18 protein-coding genes are annotated in these 21,330 nt (G+C 69.5%); 6 read left to right on the forward strand and 12 right to left on the reverse strand.

The window, feature by feature from the left end; translation table 11 throughout:
* Positions 1–20 precede the first annotated feature (20 nt).
* Genes zomB through glf form a run of 5 tightly spaced genes read right to left on the reverse strand, consistent with a single transcriptional unit; the run spans position 21 to position 6,673 of the window.
* Positions 21–2,015, reverse strand: a complete 1,995-nt coding sequence (gene zomB, locus ACJH7A_RS19660) for a flagellar motor control protein ZomB (RefSeq protein WP_371824498.1) — start codon at positions 2,013–2,015, stop codon at positions 21–23.
* A complete protein-coding gene (locus ACJH7A_RS19665; protein WP_212807536.1) occupies positions 2,012–2,926 on the reverse strand; it encodes a decaprenyl-phosphate phosphoribosyltransferase in 915 nt (304 codons plus the stop codon). The genes zomB and ACJH7A_RS19665 overlap by 4 nt, the downstream gene beginning before the upstream one ends.
* Positions 2,923–3,462, reverse strand: a complete 540-nt coding sequence (locus ACJH7A_RS19670) for a phosphatase PAP2 family protein (RefSeq protein WP_212814508.1) — start codon at positions 3,460–3,462, stop codon at positions 2,923–2,925. The genes ACJH7A_RS19665 and ACJH7A_RS19670 overlap by 4 nt, the downstream gene beginning before the upstream one ends.
* 26 nt (positions 3,463–3,488) lie before the next feature.
* Positions 3,489–5,438, reverse strand: coding sequence for a glycosyltransferase (locus tag ACJH7A_RS19675; RefSeq protein ID WP_212807538.1), 1,950 nt, complete (start codon positions 5,436–5,438; stop codon positions 3,489–3,491).
* Between the two features lie 5 nt (positions 5,439–5,443).
* A complete protein-coding gene (gene glf, locus ACJH7A_RS19680; RefSeq protein ID WP_212807540.1) occupies positions 5,444–6,673 on the reverse strand; it encodes a UDP-galactopyranose mutase in 1,230 nt (409 codons plus the stop codon).
* A gap of 201 nt (positions 6,674–6,874) precedes the next feature.
* On the opposite strand from glf, the gene ACJH7A_RS19685 reads away from it, so the two are divergent.
* Together ACJH7A_RS19685 and ACJH7A_RS19690 are read left to right on the forward strand one after the other, a co-directional pair.
* On the forward strand, positions 6,875–7,867 hold the full coding sequence (locus tag ACJH7A_RS19685) for a hypothetical protein (RefSeq protein ID WP_212807542.1): 993 nt from the start codon (positions 6,875–6,877) through the stop codon (positions 7,865–7,867).
* A gap of 155 nt (positions 7,868–8,022) precedes the next feature.
* A complete protein-coding gene (locus ACJH7A_RS19690; protein WP_212807544.1) occupies positions 8,023–9,639 on the forward strand; it encodes an N-acetylmuramoyl-L-alanine amidase in 1,617 nt (538 codons plus the stop codon).
* 10 nt (positions 9,640–9,649) lie between these two features.
* Here ACJH7A_RS19690 and ACJH7A_RS19695 read toward each other — a convergent pair whose 3' ends face one another.
* Genes ACJH7A_RS19695 through ACJH7A_RS19705 form a run of 3 tightly spaced genes read right to left on the reverse strand, consistent with a single transcriptional unit; the run spans position 9,650 to position 11,977 of the window.
* Entirely contained in the window at positions 9,650–10,462 is an 813-nt protein-coding gene (locus ACJH7A_RS19695) for an HAD family hydrolase (RefSeq protein ID WP_212807546.1), read from the reverse strand.
* Entirely contained in the window at positions 10,462–11,199 is a 738-nt protein-coding gene (locus ACJH7A_RS19700) for a 1-acyl-sn-glycerol-3-phosphate acyltransferase (protein WP_212807548.1), read from the reverse strand. The genes ACJH7A_RS19695 and ACJH7A_RS19700 overlap by 1 nt, the downstream gene beginning before the upstream one ends.
* Before the next feature lie 4 nt (positions 11,200–11,203).
* Entirely contained in the window at positions 11,204–11,977 is a 774-nt protein-coding gene (locus ACJH7A_RS19705; RefSeq protein ID WP_212807550.1) for a 1-acyl-sn-glycerol-3-phosphate acyltransferase, read from the reverse strand.
* 52 nt (positions 11,978–12,029) lie between these two features.
* On the opposite strand from ACJH7A_RS19705, the gene ACJH7A_RS19710 reads away from it, so the two are divergent.
* Genes ACJH7A_RS19710 through ACJH7A_RS19720 form a run of 3 tightly spaced genes read left to right on the forward strand, consistent with a single transcriptional unit; the run spans position 12,030 to position 14,676 of the window.
* The gene (locus ACJH7A_RS19710; RefSeq protein WP_212807552.1) at positions 12,030–12,707 is read left to right on the forward strand and encodes an aminoglycoside 3'-phosphotransferase; all 678 of its coding nucleotides are present in this window, start codon (positions 12,030–12,032) and stop codon (positions 12,705–12,707) included.
* A gap of 38 nt (positions 12,708–12,745) precedes the next feature.
* On the forward strand, positions 12,746–14,308 hold the full coding sequence (locus tag ACJH7A_RS19715; RefSeq protein ID WP_212807554.1) for a Rieske 2Fe-2S domain-containing protein: 1,563 nt from the start codon (positions 12,746–12,748) through the stop codon (positions 14,306–14,308).
* Complete coding sequence (locus tag ACJH7A_RS19720; protein WP_406774510.1) at positions 14,305–14,676, forward strand: hypothetical protein; 372 nt, start codon at positions 14,305–14,307, stop codon at positions 14,674–14,676. The genes ACJH7A_RS19715 and ACJH7A_RS19720 overlap by 4 nt, the downstream gene beginning before the upstream one ends.
* Before the next feature lie 14 nt (positions 14,677–14,690).
* Here ACJH7A_RS19720 and ACJH7A_RS19725 read toward each other — a convergent pair whose 3' ends face one another.
* Together ACJH7A_RS19725 and ACJH7A_RS19730 are read right to left on the reverse strand one after the other, a co-directional pair.
* Positions 14,691–14,939, reverse strand: coding sequence for a hypothetical protein (locus tag ACJH7A_RS19725; protein ID WP_244872731.1), 249 nt, complete (start codon positions 14,937–14,939; stop codon positions 14,691–14,693).
* Positions 14,940–15,008: 69 nt separating this feature from the next.
* On the reverse strand, positions 15,009–15,818 hold the full coding sequence (locus tag ACJH7A_RS19730) for a DUF5718 family protein (protein ID WP_212807558.1): 810 nt from the start codon (positions 15,816–15,818) through the stop codon (positions 15,009–15,011).
* A 105-nt stretch (positions 15,819–15,923) separates the two neighbouring features.
* Here ACJH7A_RS19730 and ACJH7A_RS19735 point away from each other — a divergent pair, with 105 nt between their 5' ends.
* Positions 15,924–16,649 carry a hemerythrin domain-containing protein gene (locus ACJH7A_RS19735; protein ID WP_212807559.1) on the forward strand — a complete coding sequence of 242 codons (726 nt, stop codon included), beginning with the start codon at positions 15,924–15,926 and terminating at the stop codon, positions 16,647–16,649.
* Here the strand turns inward: ACJH7A_RS19735 and ACJH7A_RS19740 are convergent.
* A complete protein-coding gene (locus tag ACJH7A_RS19740; RefSeq protein ID WP_212807561.1) occupies positions 16,646–19,960 on the reverse strand; it encodes a BTAD domain-containing putative transcriptional regulator in 3,315 nt (1,104 codons plus the stop codon). The genes ACJH7A_RS19735 and ACJH7A_RS19740 overlap by 4 nt on opposite strands.
* Before the next feature lie 22 nt (positions 19,961–19,982).
* On the reverse strand, positions 19,983–21,239 hold the full coding sequence (serS, locus tag ACJH7A_RS19745; protein WP_212807563.1) for a serine--tRNA ligase: 1,257 nt from the start codon (positions 21,237–21,239) through the stop codon (positions 19,983–19,985).
* Positions 21,240–21,330 lie beyond the last annotated feature (91 nt).

Below are 21,330 nucleotides of genomic sequence, written 5' to 3' on the forward strand. Positions count from 1 at the left end.
CCAGCGCTCATGCGCTGAAACTACGGACCGGTAGCCGGTAAGCCAGTGTAAGGGGTCGACAGCCTCGGAGGCACATCGAGCTTGCACCTGTACAACTCGTATAACGGCACGCGATCGATCCGGTAACGCGTAAATGTGAACGCGTGTACCAGATTTGACATGAAGCGGTGAACGCCCATCGGGGCGCGCACCGAGCTCAGCATCGTCTCGGTCTCCGGGCATGTCAGCGCGACCGCTGCTTGGGCCACCCAGTCCTCGTCGAGATACGTCGGAATCCACGGGCGCTTGCGCAGGAACGGCCCCTCGGCCACCGCCCAGTCCGGGAACAGATCCTTGTCGTGACCGATGCGCGCGTCGTCCAGCCGTGCCGTGTGCGCGGCCAGCGGGTTGGCCAGCCCGATCTGGTCGATCACCCGGACCTCGAGCGGCAGGTTCATGCCCATCATGCCCAGGTTGGTGAAAAAGACTGTGTGTGGACCTTTTTCGAACCAGTTCGGCGGCGGCGGCGACGTCGGGTCCGGAACCGGCGGCGGCATGGCCGGAACCACGTCCCACTGGTCGTAGTTGCCCGACGGCAGCAGCAGCGCACCGACCGGGGTGTTGTCGATGGCCGCCAGCACCGCTCGCATGCGCGGGTAGTCCAGGTAGTCCGCGGCCGTCAGCGGATGCGCATGCCCGGTGGCCTGCGAATAGAAGCGCCGTTCGTCGACGATTCCCGAGTAGGTCACGCGGGTGGCGTCGTATCCGAGGCCCGGCGAGTTGGCCGCCCACAGCGACCAGCCGACCACCGCCAGCCACAGGGCCGCCGTCGTGCCGGCCAGCGCGTAGCCGACCTCGCGGGCGATGTTCTTGCCGTCGGGAAGCACGATCGGAATCACCGCAACCGGGATGACCAGGCAGAACAGCGGAACCAGCAACACCCGGCCGTGCATGAAGTCGCCGCCCTGACGCAGCCAGTACAGCCCCTGCACCAGGCCGCTGCCGGCCATGAAAATCACTACGGCAGTGGGACTTTGAACCCGGCGGGCCAGCGAGCTGTAGCCGCGCGGGGCCGTCTGGCCCCACCAGGGCCGGCTGTGAGTGACGAACAACACAATCGCCAGCGCCACGGTCAGCACCGCGGGGATCCACAACAGGTAGGGCCGGTTGAAGTTGCCGAGGTAGACGAACCCCTGCTGCCACTTGGAGCCGGTGGCGTCCTTGGCCAGCGCGGTGATGGGCACCAACAGGCCGTAGTAGCCCATCCGGAAGATCTCGTAGGCGATCGGGAGCAGGCCGCCGGCCACCACGATGACGAGGCGGCGGCGCCGGCCCCGGGCCGCGACCAGTTGCATGACGAGGGCCACCCCGCCGATCAGGGCGAGTTCGGGCCGCACCAGGACCGACAGGCCGGCCAGACAGGCCAGGGCGCCGTCGAACCGGGCGCTGGTGGCGTTGGCATCGGCTTCGCGGGCCTCGGGCGGGGCCACGGCCAAGGCCTGCGACCAGCACACCATCATCCACCAGAGCAGCCCCAGGTAGGCCATGATCAGGCCGTTCTCCAGGCCCGACGTCGCGAAGTCACGCGCCGGCGGCACGGCCATGTAGACGAGGGCGCCGGCCGGCACCAACAGCGCGCGACGCCCCCGCAGTCCGGGGGCGTACAGCCGGCCGGTGCCGAGCATCGCGAAGACCAGGCCCGCCACGCTCAGCGTCAGCGCCAATGCCAGGACCACGTACTCGAGCTGCACCGAGCCGCCGATCCAGGCCCCGAGGGTGACCAGATAGGTCCACAGCGTCGACGTGTTGGACTCGACGCGCTCACCGACGTTGAAGACGGGACCGTTGCCGGCCAACAGGTTTCGCACCGTACGCAGCACGATGAGGCCGTCGTCCGCGATCCACCGGCGCTGCCAGGCGCCCCAGCCGAACAACGCGGCAGACACCGCGACGCTCAACCACAGGCTGATCCGCGCGGCCCGGCCATACGGGAAGACCGGCCCGCGCAGCAATTGCCGAGCGGGCGAGTCGATCACCGGACCAGTCCGGGCAGAATCGCGGCGACCAGCGTGGCGACCAGGGCGACGCCCAGCAGCTGCAACACGCGGTCGTTCAGCACGATCTCCTCGGGTTCACCCGCTGCTCCGCTGTCGACATCGACGGCGTAGCGCAGGATCGCGACGGTGAACGGCACCATCGACACGGCGAACCACGGGCCCTTGTTGCCCTCGAAGGCCCACAGGCCGTAGCAGAGCACCACGGCCGTCGCCGACAGCGTCCAGACGAACCGCAGGTAGCTGCTGGTGTAGGACTCCAGCGCCTTACGGATCTTGGCGCCGGTGCGTTCGGCGAGTTGCAGTTCGGCGTAACGCTTTCCGGCCGACATGAACAGCGAGCCGAACGCGAACACCAGCAGGAACCACTTGGACAGCGGGATGCCGGCGGCCGCGCCACCGGCGATGGCGCGGATCAGGAATCCCGACGAATTGATGCAGATGTCCAGCACCGCTTGATGTTTCAGACCGAAGCAGTAAGCCAGCTGCGTCGCGAGATACACCGCCATGACGATCGCCAGGCTGGGCGTGAGCCACCACGAGATGGCCAGCGAGCCGACACCGAGCACGACGGCCAGCGAGTAGGCCAGCTGTACCGAGACGACACCGGCGGCGATGGGCCGGTATTGCTTGGTCGGGTGGACCCGGTCGGCCTCGACGTCACGGGCATCGTTGATGAGGTAGATACACGACGCGGCCATACAGAACACCACGAACGCGACACCGACGGCCTTGAAAACCTCGCTGTAGCTGTAGTGGGCCCCGACGCCGAGCGACGCCAGCGGTGCGGCCAGAACCAGGACGTTCTTCACCCATTGCCGCGGCCGCAGCGCCTTGACGATGCCGGCGGCCAGATTCTTCGGCGGCCCCAGCTCCTGCGTCTGTTCGGTCATACCCCAGCCTTCGGTTCGCGCTTGGCAGTTCGCTCCGAAACCGCCCCGACTGATTCGGCGACCACGGTTCCCACCACGACACCGGTGAGCACATCACTGGGGTAGTGCACGCCGAGAACCAAGCGGGACAACGCCATCGGCGGTACCAGGAACCACGGCAGCGACAGGCCCGTGGCCCGGCCGATCAGGATCGCGGCGGCGGTCGTCGACGTCGCATGCGCCGACGGGAAGCTCAGCCGGCTCGGGGTGCCGACGTTGACGGCGATGGCCGGGTGCTGCGGGCGTTCGCGCTTCACCACCCGCTTGATCAGGACGGCGGCCGCATGGGCGAGGAACGTGCCGACACCGGCCGTCACCCAGGCCCGGCGGCGCTGCGGCTGCAGCAGCGCGCCCAGACCGCACACGGCGAACCAGCCCAGGCTGTGCTCACCGAAGTACGACAGCGCCCGGGCGCCGGCAAGGACGCCGGGACGACCGGTCAGCGCGGACTGGACACCGACCAGGATGGCGTCCTCGCCGCGCGGCGCACTGGCGATGGCATCACCCTCGATACCTTCGAGGCTCACCGGGCACCAGCCGACTCGGGCTGGGAGGCCAGCAGCACGGTCTCCCACTTTTCCTTGCTCGTCAGCTCCGGCAGGGCGTTGCGGTACACCTTCCGCATGCGGTTGAACTTGCGGACCAGCAGCGCCTGACGCTTGAGCGACTCACGCAGCAACTCGAACATCTTCTCGCGGTCGCGCTGGCGGTAGACGACACCGCGGCCGTCGGCGGTGGTGACGGTGACACCGTCGACCATGCACAGCGAGAACCAGCGGGCATCCTGCGTCGCGACGTTGATCTGCGGCCGCACATGGTGTTCCGGGTCGTGCGGCTTGAGCTGGTTCACGACGCCGCGGGTGAGCCGGACCGCGATGGCGGGCAAGCTGGTGGGAATCTTGACCTTGCGGCGCCACTTCTTGTCCGACGGCGCGGGCAACGAGGTCGCGCTCTCCAGCACCACCGCGTCCGGGTACTCGGCACGCATGGCGCGCACCTCGGGCAGCGCGGACTCGAGGATGGTGAACAGGTTGTCCGGCCCGGCGAGGAAGTCGTCCATCGCCCGGTTCTGGATGGCCACCGTCGAATACTCAAGGCACAGAAGGTGTTTCATGGTCGCCTTGAAGTGGCTCGCCACCAGGCCACGGATGTTGCCGTCCCAGTGCAGCGCCGCCACGACGAGGCGGTTGCGCAGGTGGAAGTACGCCTGCCAGTCGATGGCGTCGTCCTTGTCGCTCCACGCCATGTGCCAGATCGCCGCCCCCGGCAGGGTCACCGTCGGGTAGCCGTGCTCGCCGGCACGCAGGCCGTAGTCTGCGTCGTCCCACTTGATGAACAGCGGCAGCGGCTGACCGAGTTCCTCGGCCACCGCGCGCGGGATCATGCACATCCACCAGCCGTTGTAATCGACGTCGATGCGGCGGTGCAGGATCCGGCTGCGGTACTCCTCCTCGTCGGCGAGGGGGTACTTCGCGAAGTTGTGGTCGTACTCGGCGTTGATGGCGTGCGTCCACATGAAGTTCGCCGAATCGACCATCTCGCCCATGACGTGCAGGTGCGAGGGTTCCTGCAGGTTGAGCATCTGGCCGCCGACCAGGGTCGGCGTCTTGGCGAACCGGTTGAACGCCAGCGCCCGCAGGATCGAGTCGGGCTCGACGCGGATGTCGTCGTCCATGAACAGAATCTGTTCGCAGTCAGTGTGTTTCAGCGCTTCGTACATGACGCGGCTGTAGCCGCCGGAGCCACCGAGGTTCGGCTGGTTGTGGATGGCCAGCCGGTCGGCCAGCGGCGCCGCGGCCGCCGCGAAGTCGGGGTGGTCCTTGACCTTGTTGGCGCCCTGATCGGACACGACGACCGCACCGATCACCTTGTCCACCAACGGATCCGACGTCAGCGCCGCGAGGGCGTTGACGGCGTCCGCCGGGCGGTTGAAGGTCGGGATACCGACGGTGATGTTCGCGCGGCCCGGCGCTTCCACGGGGGCGTACCACCCGGCGTTGTGCACCGTCACCGCGCTGTCGGTGGTGATGTCGAACCAGATCCAGCCGCCGTCCTCGAACGGCTCCAGGCCGATCTCGAACTCGACCACCGCCGGGAGGCCGTCCTCACCACTGGCGATCTCGCTGCCGCCCACGGTGATTCGCGCGCCGGTCGCCTTCGACCGGTAGACGTCGACACGGGCGCTGCCGGTCAGCTCGACGCGCAGCACCACCGACGTCAGGATCGTCCAGCGCCGCCAGTAGCTGGCCGGGAACGCGTTGAAGTAGGTGGCGAACGAAACCTCGGACTCCCCACCGATTTCCAGGGTGGTGCGGGTCGGGGCGTGCGCGCGCCGGGCGTTGGTGGACGACTCCTCGATGTACAGCTTGCGGACGTCGAGGGGCTCACCCGGACGGGGCAGGATGACCCGCGACAGCAGGCTCACCGCACGGGACTCTCCCGACGCCAGTGCGCCGGATGGGATGTCGCTCATGGTCTTCAGCTACTTTCTGCACCGGCGAGTGCCACGCCGTCACGAAGATGCGGCATCAGCACGTTGTCGTACATGTTCAGCGCACTGGCGATGGCCATGTGCATGTCGAGGTACTGATAGGTGCCCAACCGGCCCCCGAACAGCACCCGGTTCTCCTCGGTTTCGGCCTTGGCCCTGGCGCGGTAGGCCGCCAGGATCGCGCGATCCGAATCGGTGTTGATCGGGTAGTACGGCTCATCGTCGTCGTTGGCGAAGCGCGAGTACTCCCGCATGATGACGGTCTTGTCGGTCGGGTAATCCCGCTCGGGGTGGAAGTGCCGGAACTCGTGGATGCGGGTGAAGGGCACGTCGGGATCGTTGTAGTTCATGACGGGCGTGCCCTGGAAGTCCCCGATGGGCAGCACTTCCATCTCGAAGTCCAGGGTGCGCCAGCCCAGCCGCCCCTCGGAGTAGTCGAAGTAGCGGTCGAGCGGGCCGGTGTACAACACCGGCGCGTCGGGGTTCTCGGCCCGCAGCCGGTCGCGCACGTCGAACCAGTCGGTGTTCAGCACCACGTCGATGCGCTCGTCGGCGGCCATGTTCTCCAGCCAGGCGGTGTACCCGTCGACCGGCAGACCCTCGTAGGTGTCGTTGAAGTAGCGGTTGTCGAAGTTGTAGCGCACCGGCAGGCGGCTGATGATCGACGCGGGCAGATCCTTGGGATCGGTCTGCCACTGCTTGGCGGTGTAGCCCTTGACGAAGGCCTCGTAGAGCGGCCGGCCGATCAGCGAGATGGCCTTCTCTTCGAGGTTCTGCGCGTCGTCGGTGTTGATCTCGGCGGATTGCTCGGCGATCAGGGCGCGGGCCTCGTCCGGGCTGAAGTAGCGCCCGAAGAACTGCGACACCAGACCCAGCCCCATCGGGAACTGGTAGGCCTGGCCGTCGTACATGGCAAAGACGCGGTGCTGGTAGCCGGTGAAGTCGGTGAACTGCCGCACGTAGTCCCACACCCGCTGATTGGAGTTGTGGAACAGGTGCGCGCCGTACTTGTGCACCTCGATGCCGGTTTCGGGCTCGGCCTCGGAATAGGCGTTGCCGCCCAGGTGGTGACGGCGCTCGACGACCAGCACCCGCTTGTCGAGTTGGGTTGCCGCGCGCTCGGCAATCGTCAGTCCGAAGAATCCGGAGCCGACGACGATGAGGTCATAAGGGCCGGAGGACTGGGTCGCAGCGCCCCGGGAATCAGCGGAGGTCATCGGCGTTCAGGGTATCCGACAGAGGCCGTTCGGCCCGAAAACACCCGGTCGGGTCGGGCAGTGCGCGGGCCGGTCGCAATTCGCTCACGATTCCGCATCGTCACTCTAATCCCACTAATCACAGCTTTAACATCGATTGCGTCAGTACCGACGACTCAGCAAGCCAGCTCGAGCCGTACCCCACAGATTGAGGAGACTTCCGTGCCTAACCGACGTCGACGCAAGCTCTCGACAGCCATGAGCGCAGTCGCCGCCGTGGCCGTCGCAAGTCCGATCGCACTCGTGGCGGTCGCCGAGATGACCCCGGCAAACCCGACACCGCAGCACCGGGAATTCGTCCAGGCCGCGCTCGTGACCGACCTGCCCAACGAGGTCATGTCCGCGCTGTCGCAGGGCCTGTCCCAGTTCGGCGTCAACCTGCCGAACCTCATGGGCGGAGCCGCGAGCTCCCCCAGCCCGCTGACCGGTGGCCTGACCCCGCAGACCGGCCTGACCCCCGGCCTCGGTACCAGCCCCAGCCTGGGCACCACCCCCGGCCTGACCCCGCCGGCCGGCCTCACCCCGGCGGGTGGGCTCACTCCGCCGGCCGGTCTGACCCCGGGCCTGGGCACCACCCCGTCGACCGGGCTGACCGCGCCTGGCCTGACCCCGCCGACCGGGGCGACCGCACCCGGCCTGACCCCGCCGACCGGCCTGGGCGCCACCAGCCCGTCATCGCTGACCCCGGGCCTGGGCGCCCTGCCCAGCGCGGGTCTGACGACCCAGGGCGCGACCCTCCCGAGCGTGAGCACGCCCGGGTTGACCGCTCCCGGCCTGAACGCCACGGGTCTGACGACGCCGTCGATCAGCGCGAGCCCGGCGGGCCTCGGCACCGCAGGCATGCCCATGACCGATCCCAACGCGAGCCTGGGCCTCGGCCCGGGCCAGGGCCTCGGTGGCAGCTACCCCATCCTCGGCGACCCGTCGGTCGGCCTGGGTGGCGGTGACGGCCTCGGCCTCGGCGCGGCGCCGAGCAGCGGTGGCGGCGGGCTGATCAGCGACCTGACCAGCGCGGCCAACCAGCTGGGTGCGACGCAGGCGATCGACCTGCTGAAGGGCATGGTCGTGCCGGCCATCACGTCAGCGGTGAAGTCCGCCCAGGCCGCCCCCGCGGCAGCCGCTGCGGCCGCACCGGCACTGCCGGCCCCCGCGTGACATCTGTCATACACAACTGAAGACCTGTAACCGAGACGGCACCGCAGAAGCCACAAGGCTCTGCGGTGCCGTTGCGGCGTCTTGCAGAGAATTGACAGCCCAGTAATCCGTGTCGAAACACGGGTAACACCTGACACATACGTAACATTCGCGCTGTGCCGCGCCGTCGTCCCGCACCGTCAATACTGTTGTCCGCCCTGGCGGCGACCGTCGTGATGGTGCCGCTGGCCGTCAGCGGCATCCCCGGCATCCCCGGCCTGACCGACGACAAACCGTCCGCACCCGAGCTCCACACGCAGCCACTGGCCGGCGTCGGCGGCGGACAGACCGTCCGGGAAATTCACCAGGACACGCCCTTCTCCCTGGTCGCCCTCACGGCGTCGGACTTCACCGGAACCTCGGCGCGCGTGCGCGCCCAGAAGGCCGACGGAACCTGGGGCCCCTGGTACGAGGTCGAGGCGCCCGACGGCGTCGGGGAAGCGCATGCCACCACGCGCGGCACCGAACCCGTGTTCGTCGGCCGCACCAACACCGTCCAGATCGCGGTGACCCGGCCCGCCGAAGCCGCCGCCACGCCGCCGGCCGGCGACCGGCCGCAGGGCCCCGGCCTGGGATACCGCCCGGTCGACGTCGAAAAGCCGTTGGGCCCCAGCATGAAAGCGGTGCTCATCAGCCCGCCGGAGGCACCCGCGGACGTGCAGTTCCAGCCGACCGCGGTGTCGGCGCCCAACCAGCCGCCCAACATCATCAGCCGCGCCCAGTGGGGCGCCAACGAGAGCGTCCGCTGCGGACAACCGGTCTACGACCCGGGCGTGCGCGCGGCCATCGTGCACCACACCGCAGGCAGCAACGACTACGCGCCCGAGGATTCCGCGGGCATCGTCCGGTCGATCTACGAGTACCACACCCGCGAATTGGGTTGGTGCGACATCGCTTACAACGCCCTGGTCGACAAGTACGGACAGGTCTTCGAGGGCCGGTTCGGCGGCATGACGCGACCCGTGGAGGGCTCGCACACCGGTGGCTTCAACGTCGACACCTGGGGCGTGGCCATGCTCGGTGACTTCGACGCCGTGCCCCCGACGCCGTTGCAGCTCAAGATGACCGGCCGGCTCATCGGCTGGCGGCTGAGCCTGGACCACGTCAACCCCCTCGGCAGCGTGGTGCTGACGTCGGGTGGCGGCTCGTTCACCCACTTCCCCGCCGGCGCGACGCCGACGCTGCCGACGATCTTCACCCACCGCGATGTCGGCAACACCGACTGCCCGGGTAACGCCGCCTATGCCGCCATGGGCGAATTGCGGGACATCGCAGCCTCTTTCACCGCGCCGCCCGGCGCCCTGAGCGCGATGGACATGCTGCGCGGCGGCGCCATCTTCGACAAGTGGCAGGCGATGGGCGGGGCGTCCGGCCCTCTCGGTGTCGCCACCTCACCGGAGGCCGCGGCCGACGGTCACACCCGCTACGCGACCTTCGACCACGGCGCCATGTACTGGTCGCCGAACACCGGCGCCCAGCCGCTCACCGGAGCGCTGTACGACGCCTGGGGCGCACTGGGTTTCGAACGCGGCGCCCTCGGGCTGCCCACCAGCGGCGAGATCGCCGAACCCCAGTGGATCGTGCAGAACTTCCAGCACGGCACCCTCAACTTCGACCGCGAGAACGGCACCGTGACGCGCGTCATCGACGGTGTCCCACAAGAACTTCCGCCGCCGCCGAAGCAGGAGCCGGTGCAGCTCGAGCGGTTCAGCCGGATCGAGATGCAGAGCTAGCGGGCTCGGACTAGAGCCACCAACGTTCGAGGACCCGGGCCACCCCGTCGTCACTGTTGGTCGTGGTGACCTCGTCGGCGGCCGCCAGGGCCTCCGGATGCGCATTGCCCATCGCCACGCCCAGCCCGGCCCAGGTCAGCATCGGGATGTCGTTGGGCATGTCGCCGAACGTCACGACGTCCTCGGCGGTGAGGCCCAACGGCCGGATGATCTCGGCGACGCCCGTCGCCTTGCTGATGCCCAGCGGCACGACCTCGATCAGCCCGTTGTTGGTCGAATAGGTCAGGTCACCCGTGACGCCGACGTGCGGCGCCAGCGCCGCGGCCAGATCGGCGCTGTGCGCGCCGGCCTTGCGGATCAACAGCTTCACCGCCGGCACGCTGAGCATGTCCTCGACCGAGACCTCGGTGTTGTCCGGGTTGTGCCAGGCATGCTCGTAGCCGGGCGAACTCGCGAACTGCGGCATCGACTCGTCGAACGCGGTGCGGCCCACCCGTTCGACCGCCAGCCCGACGCCGGGGATCACCCGGGTGGCGATCTCGGCCAACTCGCCCAACGCATCCGGGCTCAGGGTGTGGGCCGAGACGATCCGGTCGGCCGCGGAGTCGTAGAGCACCGCGCCGTTGGCGCACACCGCCATCGGCGACAGTCCCAGGGCGTCGACCACCGGGGGAATCCAGCGTGGCGGCCGGCCGGTGGCGAGCACGAACTTCGCGCCGTTCGCGACGGCGGCCTGCACGGCGGCGCGCGTCCGCGGCGTCACCCGCTCATGGGTGTCGAGCAGCGTGCCGTCGACGTCGGTGGCAATCAGTGCGGGCAGCATCACCGGCCCCCAGCTGCCCGGCGGGCCCGCTCGGCCTTCTCCAGCACTTCGGCCTCCTCGGGCGTCGGGGCGCCGCCGCCCAATCGGCTCGGCACCCAGTATTCACCCGGCGGGTGCGGGTACTCCTCCTGGACGGCGTGCAACTGCTCGGTCATCGTCTGCTGCAACGTCGCCATCACCTGCGCGACAGGACCGCTCGCCTCGATCGGCGCACCCACCCGAACGATGACGGGAATCTTCTTGCGCCCCAGCCGCTTCGGGTGATCCTTGGTCCACATCCGGTGCACGCCCCAGACGATCACCGGGATGATCGGCACCTGCGCGTCGAGCGCCATCCGCGCCACGCCGGTCTTGAACTCCTTGAGCTCGAAACTGCGGCTGATCGTGGCCTCCGGGTACACCCCGACCAGTTCCCCGGCGCGCAGTCGCTCGACGGCGATGGGATATGCGTCGCCACCGGAGCTGCGGTCGACGGGGATGAGCCCGGCGCGCTTGACCAGGAAATTGCCCATCGGCACCTGCTGCACCTCGGCCTTGAGCATGAAGCGGACCCGGCGCCGCCGATGCGTGGCGGCCAACCCGGCCGGCAAGAAGTCGACGTACGCGGTGTGGTTGATCGCGATCACCGCACCGCCCGTATCCGGAATGTGTTCCAGCCCTTGGTAAGTGATCCGGGTTCCCGTGGCGGCGACGGCCGCCTTGGCGGCAATCTCGATGCCGCGGAAAACTGGCTCCATGGCGCTACTCCGGCGCCCCTTCCGCCTGCCGCGCCGCCCGACGCGCCGCTTTCTCGCGGGCTTCGTCGAGGTCCATCTGGTCGGCCTCGGCCAGCGTCGGCGCGCCGCCGCCCAGCCGGTGCGGCACCCAGAACTCGCCCGCGGGATGTTCGGGGTAGCGGTCCTGGACTTCCGACAGCAGGTGCTGCATGCGGGCGTGCAGCAGCGCCGTCAGCTCGGCGGCGGGCAGCGTCGGGTAGATGGGCTCACCGACGTGGATGAAGATGGGCACCTTGGGACGGCGCATGTTGCGCGGATGACCCTTGGTCCAGATCCGCTGGGCACCCCAGATGATGTGCGGGACGATCGGCACGTCGGCCTCGATGGCCATGCGGGCCGCGCCCGACTTGAACGCCTTGATCTCGAAGCTGCGGCTGATGGTGGCCTCGGGGTACACGCCGACAAGCTCGCCTGCCTTGAGCTGCTTGACCGCCTCGGCGTAGGAGTCCGCGCCGCTGCCGCGGTCGACGGGGATGTGGCGCATCTTGCGCATCAGCCAGCCGCCGTACTTGTTGTCGAAGACTTCCTTCTTCGCCATGAACCGCACCTTGCGGCCGCGCTTCTGCATGACGGCGGGCAGCCCGGCGAACGTGAAGTCGAAGTAGCTGGTGTGGTTGATCGCCACCACCGCGCCGCCACTGACCGGCAGGTTCTCCGCGCCCGTCACGGTGAAGGTCAGACCCTGCGCCCGCCACACCGTGCGCGCCAGCTTGATCACGGTGCCATATACCGGTTCCACGGGGATCAGCCTAGTGCGGACCGTCGGTACCGTGCGTGGAAAGGTCGGGTGGGTGACCTTCCCCAGCGGACCCGTACCTGTTCCCGACGTCGTCGACACCCTCGCCGCCGGCCGTCCCGTCACCGCGGTCTGGGAGAACGAACTCGGCGGCGTGACGTTCGCCATCGGCGCCGGCGCCGAGTACGTGAAGACCTATCCCGCCGAGCACGCGCCGCTGCTGACCGACGAGGCCGTCCGGCTGCGCTGGGCCGTCCGGTACATAGCCGTCCCGCGCGTGCTCGGCGCGGGACCGGGCTGGCTGCACACCGCGGGCCTGCCCGGCCGCTCCGCCGTCGACCCGCTGTGGTCCGACGATCCCGAGACCGCGGCCCGCGCGATCGGGGCCGGCCTGCGGGCCATGCACGACGCGCTGCCCGTCGCGGACTGCCCGTTCGGGCGGCCCTCCTGGGTCGTCGACGTCCCCGATCCGGACCGCCTCGTGGTCTGCCACGGTGACGCGTGCTCGCCGAACACCCTGATGAGCGACGACGGCGCGTTCGTCGGGCACGTCGACATCGGGGACCTCGGGGTGGCCGACCGGTGGGCCGACCTCGCGATCGCCACCATGTCCCTGGACTGGAACTACCCCGGCAACTACGAGGCCGCCCTGCTGGACGCCTACGGGGTGGCGCGGGACGACGAACGCATCGACTACTACCGCTCGCTCTGGGACGCTCCGGAATCCAGCTAGACTCGCTGGCGAACTCGTCACCGCCAAAAGGGGCATTTGTGCAGGTCACAAGCGTTGGACACGCCGGATTCCGGATCGATACCGCCGCGGGCAGCATTCTCTGCGACCCGTGGGTGAACCCTGCCTACTTCGCGTCGTGGTTCCCGTTCCCCGACAACAGCCGGCTGGACTGGGATGCGCTCGGCGACTGCGACTACCTGTACGTCAGCCACCTGCACAAGGACCACTTCGACCCGGAGCACCTGCGCGCGCACGTCAACAAGGACGCGACGGTGCTGCTGCCCGACTACCCGGTGCCGGACCTGCGTCGCGAGCTCGAGGCCCTGGGCTTCCACAAATTCTTCGAGACCACCGATTCGGTGAAGCACCGCGTCAGCGGGCCCAAGGGTGATCTGGACATCATGATCATCGCCCTGCGCGCCCCGGCCGACGGCCCGATCGGCGACTCGGGCCTCGTGGTGTCCGACGGCGAGACCGTCGCGTTCAACATGAACGACGCCCGCCCGATCGATCTGGACATGGTGGCCACCGAGTTCGGTGACGTCGACGTGCACATGCTGCAGTACTCGGGCGCCATCTGGTACCCCATGGTCTACGACATGCCGGCCCGGGCCAAGGAGGCCTTCGGCACCCAGAAGCGGCAGCGCCAGATGGACCGCTGTCGCCAGTACATCGCGCAGGTCGGCGCCACCTGGGTGGTGCCGTCGGCCGGGCCGCCATGCTTCCTGGATCCCGAATTGCGTTGGCTGAACGACGATCACGACGATCCGGCCAACATCTTCCCCGACCAGGCGGTGTTCCTGGACCAGCTGCGCAGCCACGGCCACAACGGTGGGCTGCTGATGATCCCGGGCACCGTGGCGACGTTCACCGGGTCGGCGCTCGACTCGCTTGTGCACCCCATTCCGGACGCCGAGGCCGAGGCGATCTTCACCACCGGCAAGGCCGCCTACATCGAGGCCTACGCGCAGCGCATGGCGCCCGTGCTGGCTGCCGAAAAGGCTTCCTGGGCACCGGCTTCCGGCGATTCGCTGCTGGAGCCACTGCGCGCCAAGTTCGAACCGATCATGGTGCAGAGCGACCAGATCTGCGACGGCATCGGCTATCCGGTTGAATTGAGGATCGGCACTGGGGTCGAATCTCAGACCGTGGTCCTGGACTTCCCGAAACGGGCTGTGCGGGAGGCGATTCCGGACGAGAAGTTCCGCTACGGCTTCGGTATCGCACCCGAGCTGGTGCGCACCGTGCTGCGCGACGACGAGCCGGACTGGGTCAACACCATCTTCCTGTCCACCCGGTTCCAGGCGTGGCGGGTCGGCGGCTACAACGAGTACCTGTACACGTTCTTCAAGTGCCTGACCGACGAGCGCATCGCCTACGCCGACGGCTGGTTCGCCGAGGCGCACGACACCTCGGCGTCCATCGAGCTGGGCGGCTACGAAATTCAGCGCCGGTGCCCGCACCTGAAGGCCGACCTGTCGAAGTTCGGGATCGTCGAGGGCAACACACTGACCTGCAATCTGCACGGCTGGCAGTGGAACCTGGACAACGGCCGCTGCCTGACCTCCAAGGGTCATGAGTTGCGGAGCGCCAAGCGGTGACGAGCGCCCGGTCCGGCGCTCGCCCGGACGCGCATTACGACGACGGCCAGATCTTCCTGGACCGGCAGGCGATCACGTTGCGCCGCTACCACTTTCCGTCGGGCACGTCGAAGATCATCCCACTCAGCGCGGTCCGTGGCTACAAGGCCGAGTCGCTCGGCTTCATCATGGACCGGTTCCTGATCTGGGGCGGCACCGACCCGCGCCGCTGGTTGCCGCTGGACATCTGGCGGCCCATCAAGTCGACGCTGGTGACCCTCGACGTCGTCGGCACCACCCCGGCGCCGGCGTGTACCCCGTTGCGGCCCAAAGAGTTTCTGGCCACGCTCGACGAGTTACTGGGAGAGCAGGCCGCTCGCCGACAGTGACCAAATGGCGGCTGCTACCACCTGGTGCCGTCGAGCCCGGGAATCACGCACCGCCCGTCCGCAGCGACGCGGCCGATGAGCATGCCGTCGTAGCCGGTACACGACGAGTTGAGCGGCTCGCAGGTGTTGATGGACGTGATCACCTTGTCCTGGCCGCACGGGGTGCCCGGCGCGGGTGGATCGGCGGCGGCCACAGCAGCGCTGAAGCCCAACGCGAGCATCACCGTGGACGCGAGGACGAGAGAGCGGGTCGAGTCGAACATCATGGACACCTCCGGCCGATGGCCCCGACGTGCACCAATGCTACGCCGAAACCGGCGATGTGACCCCGGCTAATTCGCGGTCCGCACCGTCTGCAGCAACTCCGAGACGTCGTCCGAGGCGGTGTCGTACACGCGCACGATCGCCCGGTCGCCCGTCTTGAGGTAGGTGGACTCGCCCAGCTCGGTGTAGCGCGTCGCGCCGATGCCGACGAGCAGCTTCCTTGGGTGACCGCTGGCCACCATCAGGGCGCCGACATCCTCCAAAGGTGTGTCGTCCGAACCCTTCTGGTTCGCCAGCCGGTCCACGATCCAGTCCAGCAGCTGTGTCCCGTAGTACGAGTAGCCCAGCAGCGGGCTGTCCTGGCCGTACGCCTGCTCGACGCCGCTGCCGTCGTCCAGGAAGCTCGCCAGCCGCAGCGACGACGTCGGACCGTCGGGGCTCAGGTCGTCGATGGCGAAGAACTGCGGGGCCACCCCCTTGGACGCCGGACCCCAGTTCTTCTTGTGGCTGATCTTCGGCGCGTTGGGCCGGCGAATGGAGCAGTCGTTGAACGCGCCCAGCGCGAACGGCCGCAGCCCGACCACCCGGTCGCCCGACCACGACACCTCGCACGCCAGCCCGACCTCGGGCTCGATCTGCAGGTTCAGCGGGGTGTCACTGACCGGCAGCTGCACCGCGTCGGTGGACAGCGGGAACTCGCCGAGGAACGTGTCGCTGCCCGGCGCGTACCACGGAAAAATGCCCTTGGGTGCCCCGCCCTCGGACCGGACATTGACGAAATCGACTGCCTCCCCGGCCTGTTCGAGGTGCCCGGCGAAATTGCCCGCCACCCCGAAGCCGAACCAGCCACGCATGTCGTCCAGGTCGAGATCGATCATGGCTGCCACCCTACTGCGGCCGTGACCAGCACCGACAAGCCACAACCAAGTCGCGCTTAAGTCACGGGCACCACGCTGTGCGCAACCGATCACGAGGAGTCTGCTGTGCCCACCTCCGTCCCCGCCGTCAGCGTCGCACCCCGCCAGGCCGGCGAGCCCAAGCCCGACCTGCTGGGCATCAGGCTGGCGCACCGCGCCATGCTCGTCGACCTGGTCCGGCTCACCGAGCTGGCCAAGGCCGTGCGCGACCGCGACGTCATCTGCACGCCCGCCCGGGCCCGCGCCATCTCGCAGTACATCGAGATGCTGTGCGACTCGATCCATCACCACCACAGCACCGAGGACACGGTGCTGTGGCCAGTGATCCAGGCCAGCGTCGGCGCTCACCTCGACCTGAGCGAACTCACCGACGACCACGCCGCGCTGGACCCGCGCCTCGATCAGCTGCGGGCGCGCGCCGCGGCGTTCCGGCTGTCCAACGGTGACCGCAAGGTCGCGTTCCTCATGGCGTTCGAACTGGCCGAACTCACCGCGCTGCTGACCGAACACATCAACGACGAAGAATTCGACCTGTTCCCGCTGATCACCGAGCACGTATCGGTGGACGACTGGGAGGACGTGGAGGCAGCCGCCCGCGCCGGCAGCCGGATGTCGTTCGACGGCCCGCGTTCACTGGCCGTGATGACCGACGACGAGCGCGCCTCGATGGCGGGCAAGTTGAGCATCGGGTTGCGGGCGTTTCTGGCGGTCCTGATGTTCCGGCACCGGCGCGTCGTGCGCACCGTCTTCGGCGACCTCGCGGAGAGCCGGTACGAGGCCCTGGCCGGCTAGTCGATGAAACTCAACGCCTCGGCGGCGAGCCGGGACCGCAGCGCGTCGGCGGCCTTGCGGTAGGCGCGGGCCTCGTCGGGCCGGCCCAGCGCATCGGCGGCCGCGGCCAGCGCGTCGTCGACGGGCCCGACCATGAGCCCGTCGACTCCGAGCCCGGCGATGCTGCCGGAGTAGCGCTCGAGTTCGGCGGCCCGGGCCCGCACCTCGTCGAGGTCACCCATTGCGACCGCGGCATTGACGCGCAGCACGGTGAACGGCACCCAGAAATAGGCCCGCTCGATCGGTTTGCGGTCCGGCCACAGCGCCCGGGCCTCGGCCTCGCGGCCCCGCGCGACCAGCGCCAGCACCGCCGCGTCCAACGCGGCGACCGAAATCTCGCGGTAGAAGAACACCAGCTCGTCGGCCAGGGTGCCCAGGTCGCCGAGACAGAACTCCCCAGTCACCCGGCCGACCATCGCCAGCTTGGCGCCGTTGGCAGCGCCGTTTTCGGCCATCCGCGCGGCCAGGTCGGTGTAGGCGCTCACCGCCTCCTCCAACCGGCCGGCGAGCAGGTACATCCGGGCCTGGAACAGCCCCAGCACGCCGAGCAGATGGACCAGCTGGCCGGTGCTCGCGCGCGCCACCGCGAGGTCGACGTGACGCTTCGCCGTCGCCAGGTCGGACCGGTTGCCGGCGGCCAGCGACAGCAGCCAGTGCGCCACCGCCTGGTAGTCGGCCTGCTCGGCGGCCTCCGCGGTCTGCAGCAGTTCGGCGGCGAGCACGTCGCGCTCGCCGTCCAGGTCGGGGCCGAGGGCGCAGAAGGCGTGCACGTTGAGCGCGGTGCACAGCAGGCGGCCCGCTCCGGGATCGTCGGCGTACACCTGCCGCGCCAGCGCGAGCATCTCGGTGCTGGCGGCCAGCGCACCCTCCGGGTCGTTGCCCTCCAGCTCGACATAAAGCGCCTTGAGCAGCCGGATGCGGTCCGCCGCAGAGACGTCGCCGGCCAGCACGTGCCGCAGCAGCCCGATCATCTGACCGTCGGATTCGTCGTACTCGCGGTCGCGCCACACCAGCGGGGTGTCCCACGCCGTGAGGATGCGCACCACCAGATCGTCACGCGACCGGCCCGAGACCAGCTGCAGCGCACATTTCATCTCACTGCGCGCCGTGACGGCGTCGCCGGACTGCGCTAGCGCGGCGATCAGGCCGCAGCGGACCTCGATGTCCTGGTCCAGCATCGCCACGCTCGGCGCCAGCTGCCGGCTGGCGGCCAGTTCGAGCATCTGGACCGCGGCGCGCCACTGCCGGGCGGCTTCGGCATGCGCCCCGACCGAACCCGCGTCCCGAGCAGCGGCGGTGGCGAAATCGGCTGCCGCCGAAGCGGTTTCCGCGGTCGCAGACGCGACGGCGTGGTGGGCCAGCGCGGCCGGATCGACCGAGCGACCAGGCGCGCGCAGCAGCTCGAGCGCCGCGGCATGCAACCGCGACCGCCGCAGTTTCGAGGTGTCCTCATACAGGGTGTCGCGGACCAGCCCGTGCGCGAACTGCAGCCGGCCGGGCGTCGGTTCGTCGAGCAGGCCCAGCAGCACGGCCGGTTCCAGCGCGTCGAGCAGATCGTCGGGGTCACTGCGGCCCAGTTCGGCCAGCAGGTCGACATCGATGTCGCGGCCCAGCACGGCCGCTTGACGCAGCGCGGTGACCGTCGGGCCGGGCAGCCGGGCCAGCCGGCGCCGCAGCACATCGCGCACGCCGACCGGCACCGACGCCCACACCGCGTCGGGCCCCTCGGCGGCCATCAGCCGGGCCAGTTCCCGCACGAACAGCGGGTTGCCGCCGGTGCGTTCGCGCAGCAGGCGCAGCGCCTCGCCACTGGTCGTCAGTCCGCAGTCGGCGGCGACGGCGGCCGTGGCCGCGGCGTCCAGCCCGCCGAGAATCAGGTGCGCCGACGTGTGCACCGTCAGCGCCGCCCGCGCCACCTCGAGTTCGCCGCGATCCTCCGACGGGCGGTACGTCGCGATGACCAGGACGCGACGGTCCTGGGTGCGGTCGGCGACGAGCCGCAGCAGCTCCAGCGTCAGGCCGTCGGTGCGGTGCAGGTCGTCGAGGACGACGGCCAGCGGCTGCTGCTCGGCGACGGCGCTCAGAGCGTCGGCGACCGCCTGCCCGAGCCAGAACGTGCCCTGCTCGGCCGCGGCGCGGTCGTGCAGCAGCGGGGCCAGCGCCTGCCGGTCCTGATCCGTCGCATCGCCCAGCTCCCGGAGCACCTCGGTCCACGCCCAGCCCGCGGGCGCGCCGTGGACCTCCTGGCACCGGCCGTGCACGGTCCGCCAGCCTGCCGCGCGCAACCGGGCCGCGGCGGCCGCGGCCAGCGTGGTCTTGCCGGAGCCCGCCTCGCCGCCGATCCACAGCACCGCACTGACACCGGCGGCGACGCTGCGTGCCGCGGCGTCGATGGCTGCGAGCTCCTCGGCCCGGCCGTACGCGACGAGGCCCGCCGGTTCGCGCGGCGCCGCGTCCGGGACCTCCGGCGCCGTCGCCCGGACCGGCGCGGGCCGCGACGGTTCCAGATGGTCGGCCTGCCGCAGGATGTCGCGCTCGAGATCGCGCAGCGCGCGGCCGGGCTCCAGGCCCAGCTCGTCGATCAGGTGCTCGCGGGTGCGCCGCAGTACCTCGAGCGCGTCGGCCTGCCGACCGGTGCGGTACAGGGCGGTCGCCAGGACTGCGGCCGCGCCTTCGCGTCCCGGATGCGCGGCGACGTGTCCTTCCAGCGCCGCGACCGCGGTGCCGTACCGACCGAGCTCGACATGCGCGGCGGCATGGCTTTCCACCGCGGCCGACCGGAGTTCGGTCAGCCGTGCCACCTCCGGCACCGCCCACAAGGCGTCACCGGCCCCCGCGAACGGCTCACCGGCCCAGCCCGCCAGCGCCTCGTCGAGCAGCTGGGCGCGCCGCCGTGGGTCTGATTCATCTTGCGCCGCAGTCACTTTCGCTTCGAAGTACCAGGCGTCGACGGCGTCGTCCGGCAGCCGCAGGCAGTATCCGGGCGCGGCGCTGACGAGGATGCGGGCCGGTGCCCGGCGCTGGCGATCAGGCTCCAGGACGCGGCGCAGATGCGAGACGTAGACCTGCAGCGCCGACAGTGCCTTGGGCGGCGGTTCGCCTTCCCACAGGTCGTGGATGAGCCGGTCGACGGACACCGTGTGCCCGCGGGCCGCCACCAGCCGGGCGAGCAGCGCCCGCTGCATGCGCGCGCCCAGGTCCACCGGATCGGTACCGACCCAGGCCCGTACCGGGCCGAGCACCGTCACCCGCACCGGTTGTGCCACCGTCATGCCCCCGCCGACGTGGTTTCTTCTACTTGGGCTGTAACACCGAGGTGCCGACGTACGGCACCAACGCCTCGGGCACCCGGACACTGCCGTCGGGCTGCTGGTGGTTCTCCAGGATCGCGACCAGCCAGCGCGTCGTGGCGAGCGTGCCGTTGAGGGTCGCCGCCGTCTGCGGCTTGCCGTTCTCGTCGCGGTAACGCGTGGACAGGCGCCGGGCCTGGAATGTGGTGCAGTTCGAGGTCGACGTCAGCTCGCGGTAGGCCTGCTGCGTCGGCACCCAGGCCTCGCAGTCGTACTTGCGGGCCGCCGACGAACCGAGATCGCCTGCGGCGACGTCGATCACACGGTAGGGCACCTCGATCATGGCGAGCATCTGGCGCTGCCAGGCGAGCAGCTTCTGGTGCTCGGCCTCGGCGTCCTCGGGCTTGCAGTAGATGAAGGCCTCGACCTTGTCGAACTGGTGCACGCGGATGATGCCGCGGGTGTCCTTGCCGTAGCTGCCGGCCTCGCGGCGGAAGCACGACGACCAGCCGGCGTACCGCAGCGGACCCTCGGACAGGTCCAGGATTTCGTCGGAGTGGTAGCCGGCCAGCGGCACCTCCGAGGTGCCGACGAGGTACAGGTCGTCGGCCTCGAGACGGTAGATCTCGTCGGCGTGGGCGCCGAGGAATCCGGTGCCGCGCATGACTTCCGGCCGCACCAGCACCGGCGGGATCATCAGGGTGAACCCGTTCTCGGTGGCCAGCCGGACGGCCAGCTGCAGCAGACCGAGCTGCAGCAGGGCGCCCTGGCCGGTGAGGAAGTAGAACCGCGAGCCCGACACCTTGGCGCCGCGCTCCATGTCCAGCAGGCCGAGGGCCTCGCCCAGTTCGAGGTGGTCCTTGGGGTTCTCGATCTCCGTCGGCGTACCGACGACATCCAGCACCTCGAAGTCGCTCTCGCCGCCCGCGGGCACGCCGTCGATGATGACGTTGCCGATCGCCAGGTGTGCGGCGGTGAACGCCTCTTCGGCCGCGACCTGTCGGGCCTCGATGTCCTTGATCGCCGCGGACAGTTCCTTGGCCTTCTCCAGCAGCGCGGGCCGCTCTTCCGGCGAGGCCGCGCCGACGAGCTTGCTCGCCGCCTTCTGGTTGGCGCGTGCGGTGTCTGCCTCGGCGATGGCGGCGCGCCGGGCCGCGTCAGCGTCGAGCAGCGCATCCACGAGGCCGGGGTCTTCGCCACGGGACCGTTGCGATGCCCGTACCCGGTCCGGATCTTCGCGGAGCAACTTGAGGTCGATCACGGGCGTCAGACTACTTTTGTCGCCGCGGCCGTGGAATGTCGAGGGCCTCTAGCGGGGCCCGGGCACAACCACATAACAGTACAACTGCAAC

This window comes from Mycobacterium sp. SMC-17, from assembly GCF_045310915.1.
Lineage (GTDB): Bacteria > Actinomycetota > Actinomycetes > Mycobacteriales > Mycobacteriaceae > Mycobacterium.

What these genes read in the sequence shown, in the direction of transcription:
- ACJH7A_RS19665 (WP_212807536.1), bottom strand. Translation starts at nt 2,926, where the DNA reads ATGACCGAACAGACGCAGGAGCTGGGGCCGCCGAAGAATCTGGCCGCC.
- ACJH7A_RS19675 (WP_212807538.1), bottom strand. Translation starts at nt 5,438, where the DNA reads ATGAGCGACATCCCATCCGGCGCACTGGCGTCGGGAGAGTCCCGTGCG.
- glf (WP_212807540.1), bottom strand. Translation starts at nt 6,673, where the DNA reads ATGACCTCCGCTGATTCCCGGGGCGCTGCGACCCAGTCCTCCGGCCCT.
- ACJH7A_RS19695 (WP_212807546.1), bottom strand. Translation starts at nt 10,462, where the DNA reads ATGCTGCCCGCACTGATTGCCACCGACGTCGACGGCACGCTGCTCGAC.
- ACJH7A_RS19700 (WP_212807548.1), bottom strand. Translation starts at nt 11,199, where the DNA reads ATGGAGCCAGTTTTCCGCGGCATCGAGATTGCCGCCAAGGCGGCCGTC.
- ACJH7A_RS19725 (WP_244872731.1), bottom strand. Translation starts at nt 14,939, where the DNA reads ATGTTCGACTCGACCCGCTCTCTCGTCCTCGCGTCCACGGTGATGCTC.
- ACJH7A_RS19730 (WP_212807558.1), bottom strand. Translation starts at nt 15,818, where the DNA reads ATGATCGATCTCGACCTGGACGACATGCGTGGCTGGTTCGGCTTCGGG.
- ACJH7A_RS19740 (WP_212807561.1), bottom strand. Translation starts at nt 19,960, where the DNA reads ATGACGGTGGCACAACCGGTGCGGGTGACGGTGCTCGGCCCGGTACGG.